Genomic DNA, 17,785 nt, shown 5'->3' with positions numbered 1-17,785 from the left:
CGCTACCGGGCTCCCGGCCCGCCGCGCTCCCAGGCCTCACGGGTGAGTACGTACTCGACCTCGCCGTGCTCGGAGCCCTCGATGACCTCCGGCCAGTCCTCGGTGTAGGCCCGCAGGAAGGTCAGCCCCGCCTTCTCCATCACGCGCCGGGATCCCGTGTTGACCGCCATGGTGTTGGCGGTGACCCGCTGGACCCCGAGGTCGGTGAACCCCTTGGTGACCAGGGCCCGCGCGCCCTCGGTGGCGTAACCCCGGCCCCAGGCGGCCCGGTTCAGCCGGTAGCCGAGTTCGGCGACGGCGGGGTCGTGGTCGTCCAGCGGCCGGAGCTCGAACCAGCCGAGGAAGGCTCCGGTGTCCTTCTCCCGCGCGGCCCAGAAACCGCGGGTTCCGGTGCACGGGTGGTCGTGGAGGAGTCTCGGCAGGGTCCGGTCCCGGATGTCCTCGGGGCTCGTCGGCCGGCCGCCGTTGATGTACCGCATGACGGCGGGGTCGTTGTCGAGGGCGAGCAGCTCGGGGGCGTCGGCCTCCGTGACCGGGTGCAGGACGAGCCGGTCGGTCTCCAGGAAGGTGCGCATACGGCGATCCTCACCGCCGGCGGCCGGACCGCGCCACCCGATAAGCGCGCGGGCGTCACCGGTCCGGGCCGGGCTTGGGCCTGGGACGGTGCCCGGGTCCGGGGTCGGGCACCGGGCCGGTACCTGGTTCCGGGCCGGGTCAGGTCCCTTGCCGGGTCAGGTCCCGGCCCTGGACCCGGTCCCGGCCCTGGACCAGGAACGTCAGCCCTTCCGGGCTGCGCAGCCGCACGACGCGGCGGGCGCCTTCTCCGGCGAGGGTGACGAGGTCCGGCCCGTGGGCGCGGGCCCGGCGGATCACCGCGTCCGGATCGTCCACGGCGAGGGCCAACTCCCACCGGGGTGCGGTGGCGGTGGCGGTGCCGGTCGCGGCGGGACCCGCTTCCCGGAAGACGGCCCGGCCGAGGGGCGTGCCCGTCGTCCTGGCGTAGAACTCCCGGGCCCGCTCGGGGTCTTCGCAGGCCAGGACCGCGTGGTGGGGCGTGCCCTCCGCCGTGGCGGACACCGGCCACCCCGCGAACCCCCGTGGCCGCCAGAGGGAGACGACGGCGCCGACCGGGTCGATCAGCGTGGCGATCCGGCCCTGGTCCCCCGCGTCGAACGGCGGGACGACGACCTGTGCCCCGTTCGCCACCGCCAGAGCCGTGCGGTGGTCCACGGCGTCGACCGCGAGGTAGTGGGCGATGTGCGGCGGAGTGCCGGGTGGGTAGACCGGCTGGGCGAGATCGCTCACCCCGCCGATCCGGTCGGGCCCGGCGGATATCTTGACGGCCCGACGCCAGTCGTCCTCGTCCACGGCGAAGTCCCAGCCCAGCACCGAGGAGAAGAAGGCGGCGGTGCCGGACGGGTCGCGGGTCTTGAGGTCCATCCAGCAGAACTCGTTCATCGGGCCGTGCCGCGTCATCGTGTGCTCCTCCGGTGTCCGTGGCTGGATACAGGGCGCCCGCACGGGTGCGCAAGCGGGTTTCCCGCGCCGTACGCGCTCGGCGGGGCACGGGTCCCGGGCACGTGAGCCGTACGCGCTCGGCGGGGCGCGGGTCCCGGGGCATGGACGCGGCTCGGCGGATGCCCGGACGGCAACGCGACGCGGTCGGCGATCGGCCTACCGGTGCTGCCGGATCGCCGCCGGATCGGCATCCCTGGCGTTGCTGTGGTCTTCCCCTGCGCTGAAGAAGAATGCCCAGGTCACGACGTTGTCGCCAGCACGCTGTGTGCCCGGCTCCGTCTCGAAGCCGTCACAGAGGACATCTCCGCCGCAGCCGAATCCGATGTCCCTCCCGTGTGCGGCGGCGTGCGCCTCCATCTCCTGAGCGAGTTCCGACGGCTCACGGCCGATCAGCCGTATCCCCTCGCAGGTGACCTGTGGGCCGATGCGCCCGTCCACGAGTACGTACGCCAGAACACAGTCCCGATCGACCACGTCGAAGGAGCGCTTCACCGCCGCCTGCCACGCGTACGGCTCCGGCTTGCGGAACTCGGCGACGCGCCGGCCCTCTTCGGTCACGTCCGAACGTCGGCGAAGCCCAGCCCGGCCATGGCAGCGGCGCAGTCCGTCCAGCTCATCCCGAAGCGCAACGGCCCGAGTGCCTGCCCCGACACGTACTCCCACTGATCGCGCTCCCGTCCGGCAGCACTACCCACAAGTTCTGATCCATCACCTGATGATCCCCCGCTAGGGCGCCCCGTGGACCCGCCCCGGCTCCTCCGCGTCCGCCAGCAGCCGGCGCACCGTCTCGCCCGCCTCGGCCGGGGATCTGCGCGCGCCCCGGTCGTCGGTGGGGCCCGGGCGCCAGCCCTCCATGACGGTGATGCGGCCCGCCTCGGCCTCGAAGACGCGGCCCGTCACCCCCTCGCTCGCGGCGGAGCCGAGCCAGACGACGAGGGGCGAGACGTTCGCGGGGGCCATGGCGTCGAACTCCCCCGCCCCCGGGGCCGCCATCGCCTCGGCGAAGGTCCGCTCGGTCATCCGGGTCCGGGCGGCCGGGGCGAGGGCGTTGACGTGGACCCCGTACCGGCCCAGCTCGGCCGCGGCGACCAGGGTCAGGGCGACGATTCCGGCCTTGGCCGCCGCGTAGTTGCCCTGGCCGACGCTGCCGAGGAGTCCGGCGCCGGAGCTGGTGTTGACGACCCGGGCGACCGGCGGGCGGCCCGCCTTCGCCTCGGCCCGCCAGTGGGCGGCGGCGTGCTTCAGGGGCAGGAAGTGGCCCCTGAGGTGGACCCGCATCACCGCGTCCCAGTCGTCCTCGTCCAGGTTGACGAGCATCCGGTCGCGCAGGAAGCCCGCGTTGTTGACCAGGGTGTCGAGGTGTCCGAAGGTCTCCACGGCGGTGGCGACCAAGGAGGCCGCGCCCTCGGCCGTGGCGATGTCGCCGCCGTGGACGACGGCTTCGCCGCCCGCCGCCGCGATCTCGTCGACGACCTCGCGGGCCGGGCCGGAGGAGCCACCGCCCCCGTCGGGTCCGACGCCGAGGTCGTTGACGACGACCCGCGCCCCTTCGGCGGCGAAGGCCAGGGCGTGGGCCCGGCCGAGCCCCCGCCCGGCGCCCGTGACGGCGACGACCCGGTCCGCGCAGAGTCCGGCACGGCGTGCGGTGGGTGCGGTCATCTCATCTCCCCATGATCGAAGGCTGGTTGACGGCCAGTGGCCCGTTGACGGCCGATGGGCGGCCAGGAGACGGCCGGCGGACGGCCGGTTGGCGCACGGGGACGGGACTGCTACCGTCCACCTAACAAATGTTTGGTGGAAAGGTAGCTGATCCTCCGATGAGTGTCTCCACCGCCAGCCCCTCGGACGGCGTGCGCGTCGTCACCGTGGACCGTCCCCCCGTCAACGCGCTCCCCGTGCGGGGCTGGTACGACCTGGCGGACGCCGTCCGCTCGGCGGGCCTCGATCCCGGGGTCCGCTGCGTCGTCCTGGCCGCCGCCGGGCGCGGCTTCAACGCGGGCGTCGACATCAAGGAGTTGCAGCGCGACACGGGGCACGAGGCCCTGCTGGGCGCCAACCGGGGCTGCGCCGAGGCGTTCGCCGCGGTGTACGCCTGCGAGGTCCCGGTCGTCGCGGCGGTGCAGGGGTTCTGCCTGGGCGGCGGGGTCGGGCTCGTCGGGAACGCCGACGCGATCGTCGCGAGCGAGGACGCGGTCTTCGGCCTGCCGGAGCTGGACCGGGGTGCGCTCGGCGCCGCGACCCACCTGGCGCGGCTGGTCCCGCAGCACCTGATGCGCACGCTGTACTACACCTCCCGCACCGTGACCGCGGCCGAGCTGCTCGCCCACGGATCGGTCTGGCGGGTGGTCCGGGCCGGGGAACTGATGGACGCGGCACTGGAGTTGGCGGCCGAGATCGCCGCCAAGGACGGCCACCTGCTGCGGCTCGCGAAAGCCGCGCTGAACGGCATCGACCCCGTCGACGTACAGCGCAGCTACCGCTTCGAGCAGGGGTTCACCTTCGAGGCGAACCTCGCCGGGACCGCCGCCCGGGTCCGCGACACCTTCGGCAAGGAGGCCTGAACCGTGACCACTCCCCCTCATGTGCGCGACAAGACGATGACGCCCGAGGAGGTCGTCGACCGGCTGAGCAGCGGCATGACGATCGGGATCGGCGGCTGGGGGTCCCGCCGCAAGCCGATGGCCCTGGTCAGGGCGCTGCTCCGGTCGCCCGTCACCGATCTCACGGTGATCTCCTACGGCGGCCCGGACGTGGGGCTGCTGGCCGCGGCGGGCCGGATCGCCCGCCTGGTCACGGCATTCGTGACGCTCGACTCCATCCCGCTGGAGCCGCACTACCGGGCGGCCCGGCAGCGCGGGGCGTTCGCCCTGACGGAGATCGACGAGGCGATGTTCATGTGGGGGCTGCACGCGGCGGCGAACCGGCTGCCGTTCCTGCCGGTTCGCGCGGGCCTCGGATCGGATGTGATGCGGGTCAACCCCGAGCTGCGCACGGTGACCTCACCGTACGAGGACGGCGAGGAGTTCGTGGCGGCGCCGGCCCTGCGGATGGACGCGGCGCTGGTCCACCTCAACCGGGCGGACCGCCTCGGCAACGGCCAGTACCTGGGCCCCGATCCCTACTTCGACGACCTGTTCTGCGAAGCGGCGGACGCGGCGTACGTCTCCTGCGAACGCATCGTACGGACGGAGGAGTTGACCGGGAACGCCACCGCCCCGCAGACCCTCCTCGTCCAACGGCACTCGGTCACCGGTGTCGTGGAGACCCCGGGCGGGGCGCACTTCACGTCCTGCGTACCCGACCACCCGCGCGACGAGCCGTTCCAGAAGGCCTACGCCGCCGCGGCGGCGGACCCGGCCGCCTGGGCGGAGTTCGCCGCCCGCTTCCTGCCGCCGGACGGCGACGAGAAGGGCTACCAGCAGGCGGTCCGCACCTGGCACGAGGAGCAGACATGAACGCACCCACCCCCGACACCGACACCGAGGCCGACACCGGGAGCATCACCCGTGCCGAGCACTGCGTGATCGCCTGCGCCGAGGCCTGGCGGGGCGACGGCGAGATCCTGGCCAGCCCGATGGGCGCGGTGCCGTCGGCCGGCGCGCGGCTGGCCCGGCTGACCTTCGCCCCCGACCTGCTGCTCACGGACGGCGAGGCGACACTCGTCGGCCCGGACGGCGAGGCGGAGGGCTGGCTGCCCTACCGCAGGCATCTGGCGCTGGTGACCGGCGGGCGGCGGCACGTGATGATGGGCGCGAGCCAGATCGACCGCTTCGGCAACCAGAACATCTCCTGCATCGGCGACTGGGAGCAGCCCTCGCGGCAACTGCTCGGCGTACGCGGAGCCCCGGTCAACACCCTGAACAACCCCGTGAGTTACTGGATCCCCCGGCACTCCCCCCGGGTCTTCGTCGAGCGCGTCGACATGATCTGCGGAGTCGGCCACGACAGCGCGCGGGCGGCGGGCCCCTCCGCCACCCGCTTCCACCGCATCCCCCGGGTCGTCAGCGATCTCGGGGTCTTCGACTTCGCGACGCCCGACCGTTCGATGCGCCTCGCCTCGGTCCACCCCGGCGTCACGGTGGACCAGGTCCGCGAAGCGACGGGCTTCGCACTCGCGGTCCCCGCCGACGTCCCGTACACCCGCGACCCGACCGCGGCCGAACTCACCCTGATCCGCGAGGTCGTCGACCCGGCCCGCACCCGGGACCGGGAGGTCCGGTCCTGATGCGCACCGCCCTGACCGACCTCGTCGGCGTGCGGCACCCGATCGTGCAGACCGGGATGGGCTGGGTGGCGGGCCCCCGTCTGGTCACCGCGACCGCACGGGCCGGGGCGCTCGGCATCCTGGCCTCGGCGACCATGTCACCGGACCAACTGCGTTCGGCCGTACGGGAGGTGCAGTCCCGGACGGACGCGCCGTTCGGGGTGAACCTGCGGGCGGACGCGGGGGACGCCCGGGAGCGGGTCCGGATCATGGTCGAGGAGGGTGTGCGGGTGGCGTCGTTCGCACTCGCCCCGTCGAAGGAGCTGATCGCGGAGTTGAAGGACGCGGGCGTGGTCGTCGTCCCGTCGGTGGGGGCCCGGCGGCACGCGGAGAAGGTCGCGGCCTGGGGCGCGGACGCGGTGATCGTGCAGGGCGGCGAGGGCGGCGGCCACACCGGGGAGGTCGCCACCACGGTGCTGCTGCCGCAGGTCGTGGACGCGGTGGACATCCCGGTGGTCGCGGCGGGCGGCTTCCATGACGGCCGGGGTCTGGTGGCGGCGCTGGCGTACGGGGCGGCGGGCGTCGCGATGGGCACCCGGTTCCTGCTGACGTCGGACTCGACGGTCCCGGACGCGGTGAAGGCCCGCTATCTGGCGGCGACCGCCAAGGACATCACCCTGACGAGAGCGGTGGACGGCCTCCCGCACCGGATGCTCCGTACGGAGATGGTGGCGGAGCTGGAGGGTGCGGGCCGGCTGCGCTCCCTGTACCGGGCGGTGCGCCGGGCGTCCGGCTTCCGCCGGATCTCCGGCCTGAGCCGGCCGGGCATGGTCCGCGACGGCCTGGCGATGCGGCACGGCAAGGAGCTGAGCTGGAGTCAGGTGCTGCTGGCGGCGAACACCCCGATGCTGTTGAGGGCGGCCATGGTCGACGGCCGCACTGACCTCGGCATCATGGCATCGGGCCAGGTCGCTGCCCTGATCGAGGACCTGCCGAGCGTGGCGGAGCTGGTGGACCGGATCGTGGCGGAGGCGGAGACGGCCCGCGCGCGTCTGGTCGACCCGCCCCGGCCACATCGGCCGGAGCCCGGGCCCTCGGCCGACACCGACAACCAGGCGGCCGCACCCAGCCCGTCCGGCGCTTGAGGAAGAAGCCCGGTCGGGGGCTTTCGGGGCCCTGCCCCGGACCCCGGTCCTCAATCGCCGGACGGCCTGAAACAGGCCCTACGCGGCCCGACGGCCCCGAGCAGGCGCACCGGAGCGACCGGCGCCGCGCGCCTCGCCGCCGGAGCGGCCCGCGCCACCGGAGCGCCCCGCACCGCCACCGGAACGCGCACCCTGAGCACCGCCACCGCCACCGCCACCGACGCCGGCGGCCCCGCGCCGTCCGCGTCCCCGGCTGCCGGAGCGCACCGCGCCCCCGCCGGAGCCGCCCGCCGCACCGCCCGACCGGGTCCGCTGCTTCGGCGGCGTCGCCTGCGGCACCTCGATCACGATCGCGACGCCCGAGGGCTCGCGGGCCCCCGTGATCCGGCCCAGTTCCGCGTCGCTGGAGGTGACCCGCGTGGTGCGCGGCGCGATGCCCGCGTCCTGCATGAGCCGGGTCATCTCGCGCTTCTCCTCGGGCAGCACCAGCGTGACGACGCTGCCGGACTCCCCGGCGCGCGCCGTGCGCCCGCCGCGGTGGAGGTAGTCCTTGTGGTCGGTCGGCGGGTCCACGTTGACGACCAGGTCGAGGTCGTCGACATGGATGCCGCGGGCCGCGACGTTCGTCGCGACGAGCGCGGTGACCTGCCCGTTCTTGAACTGGTCGAGCGTCCGGTTGCGCTGCGGCTGGGAGCGCCCGCCGTGCAGGGCGGCCGCCCGTACACCGCTGGCGAGCAGCCGCTTGGCGAAGCGGTCGGCGGCGCGCTTGGTGTCGACGAACATGATCACCCGGCCCTCGCGGGCGGCGATCTTCGTGGCGACGGCCTTCTTGTCGGTCTCGTCCAGGACGTGGAGGACGTGGTGCTCCATCGTGGTGACCGCACCGGCGGACGGGTCGACGGAGTGCACGACCGGGTCGGTGAGGAACATCTTCACGAGCCGGTCGATGTTCTTGTCGAGGGTCGCGGAGAACAGCATCCGCTGCCCGTCTGCCTCGACCTGCTTGAGCAGGGCGACGACCTGCGGCATGAAGCCCATGTCGGCCATCTGGTCGGCCTCGTCGAGGACGGTGATGGAGACCTCGTCCAGGCGGCAGTCGCCGCGCTCGATGAGGTCCTTGAGCCGGCCCGGGGTGGCGACGAGCACTTCGGCGCCGCGCCGCAGGGTGGCGGACTGCTTGGTGATCGACATGCCGCCGACGACGGTGGCGAGCCGCAGGTTCACGGCGGTCGCGTACGGGGTCAGCGCGTCGGTGACCTGCTGGGCCAGCTCACGCGTGGGCACGAGGACCATGGCGAGCGGGGCGCGCGGCTCGCTGCGGCGCCCTGCGGTGCGGGCCAGCAGCGCCAGGCCGAAGGCGAGCGTCTTGCCGGAGCCGGTGCGTCCGCGGCCGAGGATGTCGCGGCCGGCCAGCGAGTTCGGCAGGGTCGCGCCCTGGATCGGGAAGGGCTCGGTGACGCCCTGCGCGGTGAGGGTCTTCAGCAGCCCGCCGGGCATGTCCAGGTCGGCGAAGGCGTCGACGGCGGGCAGCGCGGGGGTCACGGTCTCCGGCAGGGCGAACTCGCCCTGCGGCGGAGTGGCGCGACGGCGGGCCGGGGGCTTGGAGCCGCCCTGGGCCTTGGAGCGGGGCGCGCCGCCCCGGCCGTTCGCGGGAGCCTGGGTACCCGCGCCCTGGCCGCGGCCCCGGCCACGGGCCGGTCGCGAGCGGGGGGTGCGGTCCTGGCGTTCGGAGCTGGTCATACGGAATTGCCCTCCTGGGGGATTCCTGGGCAACTGCCGGATGGGTTTACTGCGATGTGCCGGCCCGGCCGTCCGGGTGCGCCCCCAGGATGTGCGCACAGAACGGGTTGTTGCGACGGGTCGTCGCTCGGACAGCACAAACCGGGGCCCGCACCTTCACGGTGCGGGCCCCGGTCAGCGAGGTACGCGTCCGGCAATTAGGCCGGGACGATGTTCTCCGCCTGCGGGCCCTTCTGGCCCTGCGTGACGTCGAAGGAGACCTTCTGGCCCTCCTGGAGCTCACGGAAGCCCGAGGTGGCGATGTTGGAGTAGTGGGCGAAGACGTCGGCGCCGCCGCCGTCCTGCTCGATGAAGCCGAAGCCCTTTTCCGAGTTGAACCACTTCACGGTTCCAGTAGCCATGTCATTCTCCTAAAAGAGGTGCAGTGCCGAGAACCCGCACTTTACGGATTCCAAGTCGCCGCATTGAGCCCCACCCGGAGAAAGCCGGAAAACAATAAAGCGCCTGAGGAAGCATTCCCGTCAGGCGCACATAAAGTTCATGGGTACCAAAACTGCAACGGGAAACACCCTAGCACGTCCTCTCGTCCGGCGGCGGAGCGCGCCGCGCCGCCGGAGGGAAAACTTTGCTGACCAGAGGGTGTACGGGCGGGCCCGCCGGGGCGCGGGCGGCCCCGGGGACCGGTTCTCAGAGCCGCTCGACGATGGTGACGTTGGCCTGTCCGCCGCCCTCGCACATCGTCTGGAGCCCGTAGCGGCCGCCGGTGCGTTCCAGTTCGTGCAGCAGGGTCGTCATCAGCCGGGCCCCGGTCGCGCCGAGTGGATGGCCGAGCGCGATGGCTCCGCCGTTGACGTTGACCCGCTCGGGGTCCGCACCGGTCTCTTTCAGCCAAGCGAGGACGACCGGGGCGAACGCCTCGTTGATCTCGACGAGGTCGATGGCGTCGAGGGTGAGGCCGGTCTTCTTCAGGGCGTGCGCGGTGGCCGGGATCGGGGCCGAGAGCATCCGGATCGGGTCCTCGCCCCGTACGGACAGGTGGTGGACGCGGGCCCGCGGGGTGAGCCCGTGTTCGGCGACGGCCCGTTCCGAGGCGATGAGCAGGGCGGCGGCCCCGTCGGAGACCTGGGAGGAGCAGGCCGCGGTGATGGTGCCGCCCTCCACGACGGGTCGCAGACCGGCCATTTTCTCCAGGGTGGTGTCGCGGCGCGGCCCCTCGTCCGCGGTGACGTCCCCGTACGCGACGATCTCGCGGGCGAAGCGGCCCTCGTCGATGGCGCGGAGTGCCCGGTGGTGGGAGGTGAGGGCGAAGTCCTCCATGTCCCGGCGGCTGATGCCCCACTTCTCGGCGATCAGCTGGGCGCCGTGGAACTGGTTGACGGGGGCGTCGCCGTAGCGGGCGCGCCAGCCCTCGCTGCCCGCGTACGGCCCCTGGGTGAGACCGAGGGGTTCGGCGGCCTGCCGGGAGGCGAAGGCGATCGGGATCTGGGTCATGTTCTGGGTACCGCCCGCGACGACGAGGTCCTGGGTGCCGGAGAGGACGCCCTGGGCCGCGAAGTGGAGGGCCTGCTGGGAGGAGCCGCACTGCCGGTCGATGGTGACGCCGGGGACCTCCTCGGGCAGTCCGGCGGCCAGCCATGACGTACGGGCGATGTCGCCGGCCTGCGGTCCGACGGTGTCGAGGCAGCCGAAGACGACGTCCTCGACGGCCGCCGGGTCGACGCCGGAGCGGGCGATCAGCTCTCTGAGCACGTGCGCGCCGAGGTCGGCGGGATGGACGGCCCCGAGGCCGCCCCCGCGCCGCCCGACGGGGGTGCGTACCGCTTCGACGATGTAGGCCTCGGCCATGGCTGCTGCTCCTCGGTGCGCTCGGGATGGACCGGTCTTTCGGTTACGTACGCAGGGCGATTCCGTCGAGCACCATCGAGAGGTACTGACGGGCGATCTCCTCGGGGCTGTGGTGTCCGCCGGGCCGGTACCAGGAGGCCGCGACCCAGACGGTGTCGCGGACGAAGCGGTAGGTGAGGCGGATGTCGAGGTCGTCGCGGAAGGCGCCTTCGGCGACGCCGCGTTCCAGGGTGCCGAGCCAGGCCTTCTCGAACTTCGTCTGCGAGTCGACGAGGTAGGTGAAGCGCGGCTGGTTGGCGAGGTGCTTGGACTCCTTCTGGTAGATCGCGACGGCGGGGCGGTGCCGGTCGATCTCCCGGAAGGACTCGGTGACCAGGGCCTCGATGGTCTCGCGGGGGCCGAGGCCGGACTCCAGGACCGTGTCGTAGCCCTGCCAGAGCTCGTCGAGGAAGGTGGAGAGGATCTCGTCGATCATCGATTCCTTGGAATCGAAGTGGTAGTAGAGGCTGCCCGCGAGCATCCCGGCCTCGTCCGCGATCCGGCGGACGGTGGTGGCGTTGTATCCGTGGGCGGCGAAGACCTCGGCGGCGGTGGCGAGCAGTTCACGGCGTCGCTCCGGCGTGGGGGTCACCTGGGGCTTCTTCTTGGTAGGCACCCGGCCATTGTCCGCCCGCGGCCCGTGTGTTCACGCATGCTGGCTGCTGACGGGGACGACCTCGCCGGTCATGTACGAGGAGTAGCCGCTGGCCAGGAAGACGATCACGTTGGCGACCTCCCAGGGTTCGGCGTACCGGTCGAAGGCCTCCTTCGCGGTGAGTTCGGCGAGCAGTTCGGCGGAGGTGACCTTGGCCAGGTGCGGGTGCATGGCGAGGCTGGGGGCGACGGCGTTGACGCGTACGCCGTAGTCGGCGGCCTCGACGGCGGCGCAGCGGGTGAGGGCCATGACGCCGGCCTTGGCGGCGGCGTAGTGGGCCTGGCCGCGCTGGGCGCGCCAGCCGACGACGGAGGCGTTGTTGACGAGGACTCCCCCGGTGCCGGCGGCCTTGAGGGAGCGCAGGGCGGCGCGGGTGCAGCGGAAGGTGCCGTTCAGGGTGACGTCGAGGATCCTCGTCCACTGGTCGTCGGTCATCTCGGTGAGTTCGGCGGTGCCGCCGAGGCCCGCGTTGTTGACGACGATGTCGAGGCCGCCGTGGGCGCGTTCGGCGTGGGCGAAGAGGGCGCCGACCTGGGCCTCGTCGGTGACGTCGCAGGTCAGGTGAGTGACGCGGTCGGCGCCGAACTCGTCGGCGAGGGCGTGCGCGCTCTCCTTCAGCCGGCGGGCATGGGCGTCGCCGATCACGACGCGGGCGCCCTCCTCCAGGAAGCGGCGGGCGGTCGCGCCGCCGATCCCGGCCCCGGCGGCGGCGGTGACGACGGCGGTGCGGCCGGCCAGCAGTCCGTGTCCCGGCAGGTACGGCGGTGTGTCCATGGCCCGGTCCCCCGACTTCTCGACGGTCTGTGGGTCGTACGTTAACCTACCAAACACTTGTTAGGGAACGTGCTCGGCGACGGCGCCGACCGGACGGAAGGCGGACGCCTCATGGATATGGCGCAGACGGCACGCACGACAGCCCTGCGGGCCGAGGCGCGGGCCTGGCTCCGGGACCACGTACCGGCCCGGCCGCTGCCCTCCCTGGAGACCGGGGAGGGATTCGCCGCGCACCGGGAGTGGGAGGCGCTGCTGCACACCGGCCGCTGGTCGGCGGTCTCCTGGCCGAAGGAGTACGGGGGCCGGGGCGCGGACCTCTTCGGCTGGCTGGCGTTCGAGGAGGAGTACTGGGCGGCGGGCGCGCCGGGCCGGGTCTCGCAGAACGGGATCAGCCTCCTCGCCCCGACCCTCCTCGCCCACGGCACGGCGGAGCAGCGGGCCCGGGTCCTGCCCCCGATGGCGAGCGGCGAGGTCATCTGGGCGCAGGCCTGGTCGGAGCCGGAGGCCGGGTCGGACCTGGCGGCACTGCGGTCGCGGGCGGTGCGCACGGACGGCGGCTGGCTGGTGTCGGGGCAGAAGGCCTGGTCCTCGCGGGCGGCTTTCGCGGACCGGGCCTTCGGCATCTTCCGTACGGACCCGGGGGCGGCGAAACCGCACCAGGGGCTGACGTACCTGATGTTCGGGCTGCGGGACCCCGGGGTCACGGTCCGCCCGATCGGGCGGCTGGACGGGAAGCCCGCGTTCGCCGAGATCTTCCTCGACGAGGTCTTCGTACCGGACGCGGACGTCATCGGGGAGCCGGGGCAGGGCTGGCGCATCGCCATGTCGGCCACCGGCGACGAGCGCGGCCTCACCCTCCGCTCCCCCGGCCGTTTCCTGGCCGCCGCCGACCGGCTCAAGGACCTGTGGCGGGAGGCGGGCGACCCGGCGGACACGGCGCTGCGGGACCGGGTGGCGGACGCGGTGATCGGGGCGCGGGCGTACCAGCTGTTCACGGCCGCCTCCGCGGCCCGGTTCGCGGCGGGGGCGTCGCTGGGGCCCGAGTCCAGCCTGAACAAGGTGTTCTGGTCGGGTTACGACATCGCGCTGCACGAGACGGCGCTCGATCTGCTGGGCCCGGACGCGGAGCTGGCGGACACGGCGTGGGCACAGGGGTACGTCTTCGCGCTCGCGGGCCCCGTGTACGCCGGGACGAACGAGATCCAGCGGGACATCATCGCCGAGCGGCTGCTCGGCCTGCCGAAGGGACGGCGCTGATGCGTTTCCTCCTCGACGACGAGCAGCGGGAGTTCGCCCGGTCGCTGGACGCGATGCTGACGGCGGCCGGCACGCCGTCGGTCCTGCGGGCGTGGGCGGCCGGGGACCACGCCCCGGGACGGGCCCTGTGGGGGCGGCTCGGGGACGCGGGGGTGTTCGCGCTCGCGGTCCCTCAGGCGTACGGGGGCCTCGGGCCGCTCCCCGTGGAGCTGGCAGTGGCCTGCGTCGAGCTGGGGCGGCACGCGGTGCCCGGACCGGTGGCGGAGACCTTGGCGGCCGGGGTTCTGCTGGGCGGGGCGGGCGGACCGGCGGCGAAGGAGTGGCTGCCCAGGATCGCCTCCGGCGAGGCGCTCCTCTCGCTGCGGCTGGCCGGGCACGGGCCGTACGCCCTGGACGCGGACGCGGCGGACGCGGTGTTCACGGTGGACGGCGACGAACTGCGGCTCGCGCCGGGGCCCGGGGAGCCGTCTGCGTCGGCGGATCCGGCACGGCGGCTGTTCAGGCCGGAGCCGGGCGGCGAGGTGGCGGCGGCCGGCCCCGGGGTGCGCGGGGCGGCGCGGGCGGCGGGTGACCTGGCGGCGTTCGCCACGGCGGCCCTGGCGCTGGGCTGCGGGGAGGAGCTGCTGCGGGCGACCGTGGCGTACGTGAAGCGGCGCACCCAGTTCGGGGTGCCCGTCGGGTCCTTCCAGGCGGTCAAGCACCGCCTCGCGGACACCCTGCTCGGCCTGGAGTTCGCGCGTCCGCTGCTGTACGGGGCGGCGGTGGAGCTGGCCGGGGGAACGGCCGGGGCGGGGGCGGCGGTCGCGGCGGCGAAGGCGGCGGCGGGTGAGGCGGGGTACGCGGCGGCCCGCACCGCGCTCCAGTCCCACGGCGCGGTCGGCTACACCGAGGAGCTGGACCTCGCGTGGTGGCTGCGCCGGGCCCGGCCGCTGCGGGACGCCTGGGGGACGCCGTCCGCCTGCCGGGCCCGGGTGCTGGCGGGCTGAGGCCGGGGGCGCGTCGCCCCCGGTTCAGGACGCGTCGGTCGTCGGCGGGGTGTCGTCGCCGGTGCGGCGCACGGTGCGCAGCGGCTGCCCGGGCCGCCAGGACCGGATGACCAGCGCCTCGCCGTCGAGCCCGATGCGGACCACCTCGGCCAGCTCCGCCCGGAAGAGGTGGAAGGGCTCCGGCGGGGCCGCCTCCTCGATGAAGCGGGCGATCACCCGCGGGTCGGTGATCTCCACGGCACGGCCGCTGACGCGGACGTCCCCGTCGTTCAGCTCGGCGTCGGGCCCGGGGTTGGCCTGGAGCGCGAAGCGCGGATCGCGGCGCAGGTCCAGGGCCTTGCGGGAGTTCGGCATCATGCCGAGCAGCAGCTCACCGAAGCGGAAGTCGGCCTCCAGGCCGGTGACCCGGGGCGAGCCGTCCTTGCGCAGGGTGGCCAGGACGTGGTGCTTGTAGAGCCGGAAGCGGCGCCGCACGGTGTCGGCGAACTCGGGCTCGGCGGCGGCGAAGCCGTCCCAGGAGACAGGCGCGTGCGAAGGGGATGAAGACGTCGTGGATGCCATGGATGCCATGGAACACCGGATACCCGACATCTCCTGTCGGTGTTTACGCGCGACAGGCGGGCGGATTCCGACGGACCGAGCACCATCTCGTCAAACGGCGTCACCGTCTCGCCGCGTCAGGCGTGGTTCGCCGGAGCCGGCCGGGTGAGCCTCAGCATGACCTCGTCGTACTCCTCGTCGACGCGGCGGCTCTCCTCCACGAAACCCATCCGGGCGTAGAAGCTCCGGGCCCCCGTGTTCTTCTCGTACACCTCAAGGGTCAACGCGCCGTGCAGCGCCGCCGCGTGTTCGACCAGGCGGCGGCCCACCCCGGTGCCCTGTGCCTCCGGAGCCACGAAGAGGCCGCCGATCTCGGCGTCCAGGAGGCCCAGGAGGGCCACCACACGGCCGTCCGTCTCGGCGACCCAGTTCTCGGCGTGGACGAGATAGACCTCGCGCATCTTGCGGGCGCGCTCGCCCTCGCCCTCGCCGGGGATGAAGGGGTGCGCCGGGCTGCCGGCACGGGACCAGACGTCCACCGCCGCGTTCTCGTCGGCGGCGGCATAGCGGCGGATCACGGTGCGTTCGGGTGCGTTTTCGGGCATGGGCGCGACCGTATCCCGAGGCGGGGAGATCGGCAGCCGAGTTTCCCGGCCGCCGGGAGCCGGCCGCCGGGAACCGATCGGTCACGCGTCCGAGAACGTGATCAGCACCGCCTGGCCCATCGTCCGCAGGACCCCGGGCGACACCCCGGCCGCCAGGACCGCGTCGTAGCGGTCCAGCCGGACGCCACCGCCCTCCAGCTCCGCGCCGTCGTCCAGGGAGACGGCCAGCACCGCGCCGCCCTCCGGTGGCAGCAGGCGGACCGTGCCGCAGACGACGGCGGCCTCCGCCCGCGTACGGGCCCTGCGGTACATGACGTTGAGATTGACGACGGGCCCGCCCAGCAGGAAGCCCTCGGTGGGCAGGTCCCCGGGGAAGCCGTACGGCCACAGCGGCTCGTCGACGATGTGGTGCTCACCGCCGACGACGAGGTCCATGCCCGCGCCCTCGACCACCGTCAGGACGCGCTCCACACCCGGGAACCGCGAGAACGGCCCGTCGGCGGTGACGTCCGCCAGACTCACCCGCCAGTCGAAGGCGTCGGTCCCGGCGCCCTCGGGGCCGGCGGCGATCTCGCGGACGGTCCCGCCGCCGTTCTTCCAGGGGACGGTCGGGCGGTCGGCGGCGCGCAGGATCCGTACCGTCATCGGACGATCCCCCGCTCCCGGGCCGCGGCGAGCCAGAGCGGGAATTCGGCGACGAGCCGGTCGTACAGCTCGGGGTCCGGGACCTTCCGGGGGTCCTGGCCCGCGTGGAAGTACCCGGCGTTGTCGACGATCCGCTCGGCGGGGACGGCCAGCTCGTCGAGCTTGCGGAGGAAGTCGAACTGGCTGCTGCGGGTGTTGCCGAAGCCGACGAACTGCCAGAACAGGGGCAGCTTCGCGGCCTTGCAGAGGTAGCGCTCGGCGGCGAGCTTGTTGATCGGCCCGCCGTCCGTCTGGAAGACGACGAGGGCGGGCGCGGTGGAGCCGCTGTCGAGGTAGTGGTCGATGACCGCGTCCATCGCCAGGTGGTAGCTGGTCCTCCCCATGTGCCCGAGGCCCGCCCGGATCTCGTCGATCCGGCCGTGGTGGTTGTCGAGGGCGATGTCGGTGACCGCGTCGACGTCGGTGGAGAAGAAGACGACGGGCACCGTGCCGTCGTCGTCGAGGTTGGCCGACAGGCCCAGCACCCGGTCGGCCAGCGCCTGGACGCTGCCGTCGTTGTAGTACGGCTTCATCGAGCCGGAGTGGTCGAGGACGAGGTAGACGGCCGCGCGGTGACCGCCCAGTCCGTGCTTCTCCAGCGAGATCCCGGCGCTCGTGTAGTGGCTGACCAGGGCCGGAGCCGTCTCCCGCACCTTGGTGAGGCTGATGGCCGGGCCGGTGCCCGCGGCCGTGTTCGCGCCGTTCATGACGGGCCCCCGTTCTGTGCTCCGCGGACCTTGAGCGTAGGCCACGACCGGCCCCGGACTTAACGCCGGTCACTCCGGTTCGCTATCTTGATCGCCGCCGCCCCCACCGGCCCCGTTGCACATCCCCAGTGAAGGAGTCGGCCATGGAGGCCGCCGCCACCGCGTGCTACCGCCATCCGTCCTACGAGACGTACGTCCGCTGCACCCGTTGCGACCGCTACATCTGCCCGGACTGCATGCGGGAGGCCGCTGTCGGCCACCACTGCGTGGAGTGCGTGAAGGAGGGGCAGCGCTCGGTACGGCAGGCCCGTACGGTCTTCGGCGGTGCGGTGTCCCGGGCGACGGCGCCGGTGGTGACGTACGTTCTGATGGCGCTCAACGTCCTGGCCTACCTCGGCGAGGTGGTGCGGCCCGAGATCGTGGACCGGTTCGCGGTGCTCGGGGCGGCGCTCACGGGGCCGGACGGCGAGCAGTACTACTACCGGGGTGACACCTACCCCGGGTACGACCTGACGGGCATCGCGGACGGCGAGTGGTACCGGCTGGTGACCGGGGCCTTCCTGCACCTTCCGCCGGACGCCTCGTTCGGGGTGATGCACCTGGTGTTCAACATGCTCGCGCTGTGGAACATCGGCCGTGCGGTGGAGGGCCAGCTCGGGCGGGCCCGTTATCTCTCGCTGTACCTGCTGTCGGCGGTGGGCGGTTCGGTCCTGGTGTACCTGCTGGCCCCGGACACCTCGACGGTCGGCGCCTCCGGCTCGGTCTTCGGGCTGGCCGCCGCGTACTGGGTCATCCACCGGCGGCTCGGCCGTGACATGGCGGCCGTCAACCGCTTCATGGCCGGATTTCTGCTCTGGATGCTGATCTCGGCCGCGTTCACCTCGTGGCAGGGGCACCTGGGCGGGCTGCTGACGGGGGCCCTGGTGACGTACGGGCTCGCGTTCACGCCGGCGAAGCTGCGGACCTGGCCGGCGCAGCTCGCGGGCGGGCTGGTGCTGACGGGCCTGTTCGCGGTGGCGGTGGTGCTGAAGACCTCGGCCCTGACGGGCGGCTGAGGCCGGGCGCCGTGGCCGGGCGGCTGAGGCC

General features: G+C 73.3%; 21 protein-coding genes. 7 read left to right on the top strand and 14 right to left on the bottom strand.

Annotated elements, in window-relative coordinates:
* Window positions 1-2 precede the first annotated feature (2 nt).
* The 5 genes from ACIRJT_RS08780 to ACIRJT_RS08760 all read right to left on the bottom strand — a co-directional run bounded on the left by ACIRJT_RS08780 (window position 3) and on the right by ACIRJT_RS08760 (window position 3,177).
* The gene (locus ACIRJT_RS08780; protein ID WP_403906337.1) at window positions 3-575 is read right to left on the bottom strand and encodes a GNAT family N-acetyltransferase; all 573 of its coding nucleotides are present in this window, start codon (window positions 573-575) and stop codon (window positions 3-5) included.
* 139 nt (window positions 576-714) lie between these two features.
* Window positions 715-1,476, bottom strand: coding sequence for a VOC family protein (locus tag ACIRJT_RS08775; protein ID WP_403906334.1), 762 nt, complete (start codon window positions 1,474-1,476; stop codon window positions 715-717).
* Between the two features lie 198 nt (window positions 1,477-1,674).
* Window positions 1,675-2,076: a hypothetical protein gene (locus ACIRJT_RS08770; protein WP_403906332.1), complete on the bottom strand. Its 402-nt coding sequence runs from the start codon at window positions 2,074-2,076 to the stop codon at window positions 1,675-1,677.
* Window positions 2,073-2,213: a hypothetical protein gene (locus ACIRJT_RS08765; RefSeq protein ID WP_403906330.1), complete on the bottom strand. Its 141-nt coding sequence runs from the start codon at window positions 2,211-2,213 to the stop codon at window positions 2,073-2,075. Before ACIRJT_RS08765 ends, ACIRJT_RS08770 begins: the two co-directional genes overlap by 4 nt.
* Before the next feature lie 31 nt (window positions 2,214-2,244).
* Window positions 2,245-3,177 carry an SDR family oxidoreductase gene (locus tag ACIRJT_RS08760; RefSeq protein WP_403906327.1) on the bottom strand — a complete coding sequence of 311 codons (933 nt, stop codon included), beginning with the start codon at window positions 3,175-3,177 and terminating at the stop codon, window positions 2,245-2,247.
* 158 nt (window positions 3,178-3,335) lie between these two features.
* Between ACIRJT_RS08760 and ACIRJT_RS08755 the strand changes: the two genes are divergently transcribed.
* Genes ACIRJT_RS08755 through ACIRJT_RS08740 form a run of 4 tightly spaced genes read left to right on the top strand, consistent with a single transcriptional unit; the run spans window position 3,336 to window position 6,867 of the window.
* Window positions 3,336-4,079, top strand: a complete 744-nt coding sequence (locus ACIRJT_RS08755) for an enoyl-CoA hydratase family protein (RefSeq protein WP_403906324.1) — start codon at window positions 3,336-3,338, stop codon at window positions 4,077-4,079.
* A gap of 3 nt (window positions 4,080-4,082) precedes the next feature.
* A complete protein-coding gene (locus tag ACIRJT_RS08750) occupies window positions 4,083-4,973 on the top strand; it encodes a CoA transferase subunit A (protein ID WP_403906322.1) in 891 nt (296 codons plus the stop codon).
* The gene (locus tag ACIRJT_RS08745; RefSeq protein ID WP_403906320.1) at window positions 4,970-5,743 is read left to right on the top strand and encodes a CoA-transferase subunit beta; all 774 of its coding nucleotides are present in this window, start codon (window positions 4,970-4,972) and stop codon (window positions 5,741-5,743) included. The genes ACIRJT_RS08750 and ACIRJT_RS08745 overlap by 4 nt, the downstream gene beginning before the upstream one ends.
* Window positions 5,743-6,867, top strand: a complete 1,125-nt coding sequence (locus ACIRJT_RS08740; RefSeq protein ID WP_403906317.1) for an NAD(P)H-dependent flavin oxidoreductase — start codon at window positions 5,743-5,745, stop codon at window positions 6,865-6,867. The genes ACIRJT_RS08745 and ACIRJT_RS08740 overlap by 1 nt, the downstream gene beginning before the upstream one ends.
* Window positions 6,868-6,945: 78 nt before the next feature.
* Here the strand turns inward: ACIRJT_RS08740 and ACIRJT_RS08735 are convergent, their stop codons facing one another.
* The 5 genes from ACIRJT_RS08735 to ACIRJT_RS08715 form a co-directional block, all read right to left on the bottom strand.
* Window positions 6,946-8,607: a DEAD/DEAH box helicase gene (locus tag ACIRJT_RS08735; protein ID WP_403906316.1), complete on the bottom strand. Its 1,662-nt coding sequence runs from the start codon at window positions 8,605-8,607 to the stop codon at window positions 6,946-6,948.
* A 197-nt stretch (window positions 8,608-8,804) separates the two neighbouring features.
* Window positions 8,805-9,008 carry a cold-shock protein gene (locus tag ACIRJT_RS08730; protein ID WP_003969786.1) on the bottom strand — a complete coding sequence of 68 codons (204 nt, stop codon included), beginning with the start codon at window positions 9,006-9,008 and terminating at the stop codon, window positions 8,805-8,807.
* 286 nt (window positions 9,009-9,294) lie between these two features.
* A complete protein-coding gene (locus tag ACIRJT_RS08725; protein WP_403906312.1) occupies window positions 9,295-10,452 on the bottom strand; it encodes an acetyl-CoA C-acetyltransferase in 1,158 nt (385 codons plus the stop codon).
* A 43-nt stretch (window positions 10,453-10,495) separates the two neighbouring features.
* The gene (locus ACIRJT_RS08720) at window positions 10,496-11,107 is read right to left on the bottom strand and encodes a TetR/AcrR family transcriptional regulator (RefSeq protein ID WP_403906309.1); all 612 of its coding nucleotides are present in this window, start codon (window positions 11,105-11,107) and stop codon (window positions 10,496-10,498) included.
* Between the two features lie 30 nt (window positions 11,108-11,137).
* A complete protein-coding gene (locus ACIRJT_RS08715; protein ID WP_403906307.1) occupies window positions 11,138-11,920 on the bottom strand; it encodes an SDR family oxidoreductase in 783 nt (260 codons plus the stop codon).
* A 111-nt stretch (window positions 11,921-12,031) separates the two neighbouring features.
* Between ACIRJT_RS08715 and ACIRJT_RS08710 the strand changes: the two genes are divergently transcribed.
* Together ACIRJT_RS08710 and ACIRJT_RS08705 are read left to right on the top strand one after the other, a co-directional pair.
* The gene (locus tag ACIRJT_RS08710; protein ID WP_403906305.1) at window positions 12,032-13,177 is read left to right on the top strand and encodes an acyl-CoA dehydrogenase family protein; all 1,146 of its coding nucleotides are present in this window, start codon (window positions 12,032-12,034) and stop codon (window positions 13,175-13,177) included.
* On the top strand, window positions 13,177-14,163 hold the full coding sequence (locus ACIRJT_RS08705; protein ID WP_403906303.1) for an acyl-CoA dehydrogenase family protein: 987 nt from the start codon (window positions 13,177-13,179) through the stop codon (window positions 14,161-14,163). Before ACIRJT_RS08710 ends, ACIRJT_RS08705 begins: the two co-directional genes overlap by 1 nt.
* 24 nt (window positions 14,164-14,187) lie before the next feature.
* On the opposite strand, the gene ACIRJT_RS08700 is transcribed toward ACIRJT_RS08705, so the two are convergent.
* The 4 genes from ACIRJT_RS08700 to ACIRJT_RS08685 all read right to left on the bottom strand — a co-directional run bounded on the left by ACIRJT_RS08700 (window position 14,188) and on the right by ACIRJT_RS08685 (window position 16,699).
* Window positions 14,188-14,724: a pyridoxamine 5'-phosphate oxidase family protein gene (locus ACIRJT_RS08700; RefSeq protein WP_403906301.1), complete on the bottom strand. Its 537-nt coding sequence runs from the start codon at window positions 14,722-14,724 to the stop codon at window positions 14,188-14,190.
* A gap of 116 nt (window positions 14,725-14,840) precedes the next feature.
* Window positions 14,841-15,308, bottom strand: coding sequence for a GNAT family N-acetyltransferase (locus ACIRJT_RS08695; RefSeq protein ID WP_403906299.1), 468 nt, complete (start codon window positions 15,306-15,308; stop codon window positions 14,841-14,843).
* Between the two features lie 81 nt (window positions 15,309-15,389).
* A complete protein-coding gene (locus tag ACIRJT_RS08690; protein ID WP_403906298.1) occupies window positions 15,390-15,953 on the bottom strand; it encodes a HutD family protein in 564 nt (187 codons plus the stop codon).
* Window positions 15,950-16,699: a vWA domain-containing protein gene (locus ACIRJT_RS08685; RefSeq protein ID WP_403906297.1), complete on the bottom strand. Its 750-nt coding sequence runs from the start codon at window positions 16,697-16,699 to the stop codon at window positions 15,950-15,952. Before ACIRJT_RS08685 ends, ACIRJT_RS08690 begins: the two co-directional genes overlap by 4 nt.
* 143 nt (window positions 16,700-16,842) lie before the next feature.
* On the opposite strand from ACIRJT_RS08685, the gene ACIRJT_RS08680 reads away from it, so the two are divergent.
* Complete coding sequence (locus tag ACIRJT_RS08680) at window positions 16,843-17,754, top strand: rhomboid family intramembrane serine protease (RefSeq protein ID WP_403906294.1); 912 nt, start codon at window positions 16,843-16,845, stop codon at window positions 17,752-17,754.
* Window positions 17,755-17,785: the final 31 nt, after the last annotated feature.

Source organism: Streptomyces sp. NPDC102283 (assembly GCF_044766265.1).
In the GTDB taxonomy this organism is placed as follows: domain Bacteria; phylum Actinomycetota; class Actinomycetes; order Streptomycetales; family Streptomycetaceae; genus Streptomyces.
This window is presented reverse-complemented; position numbering and strand designations above follow the sequence as displayed.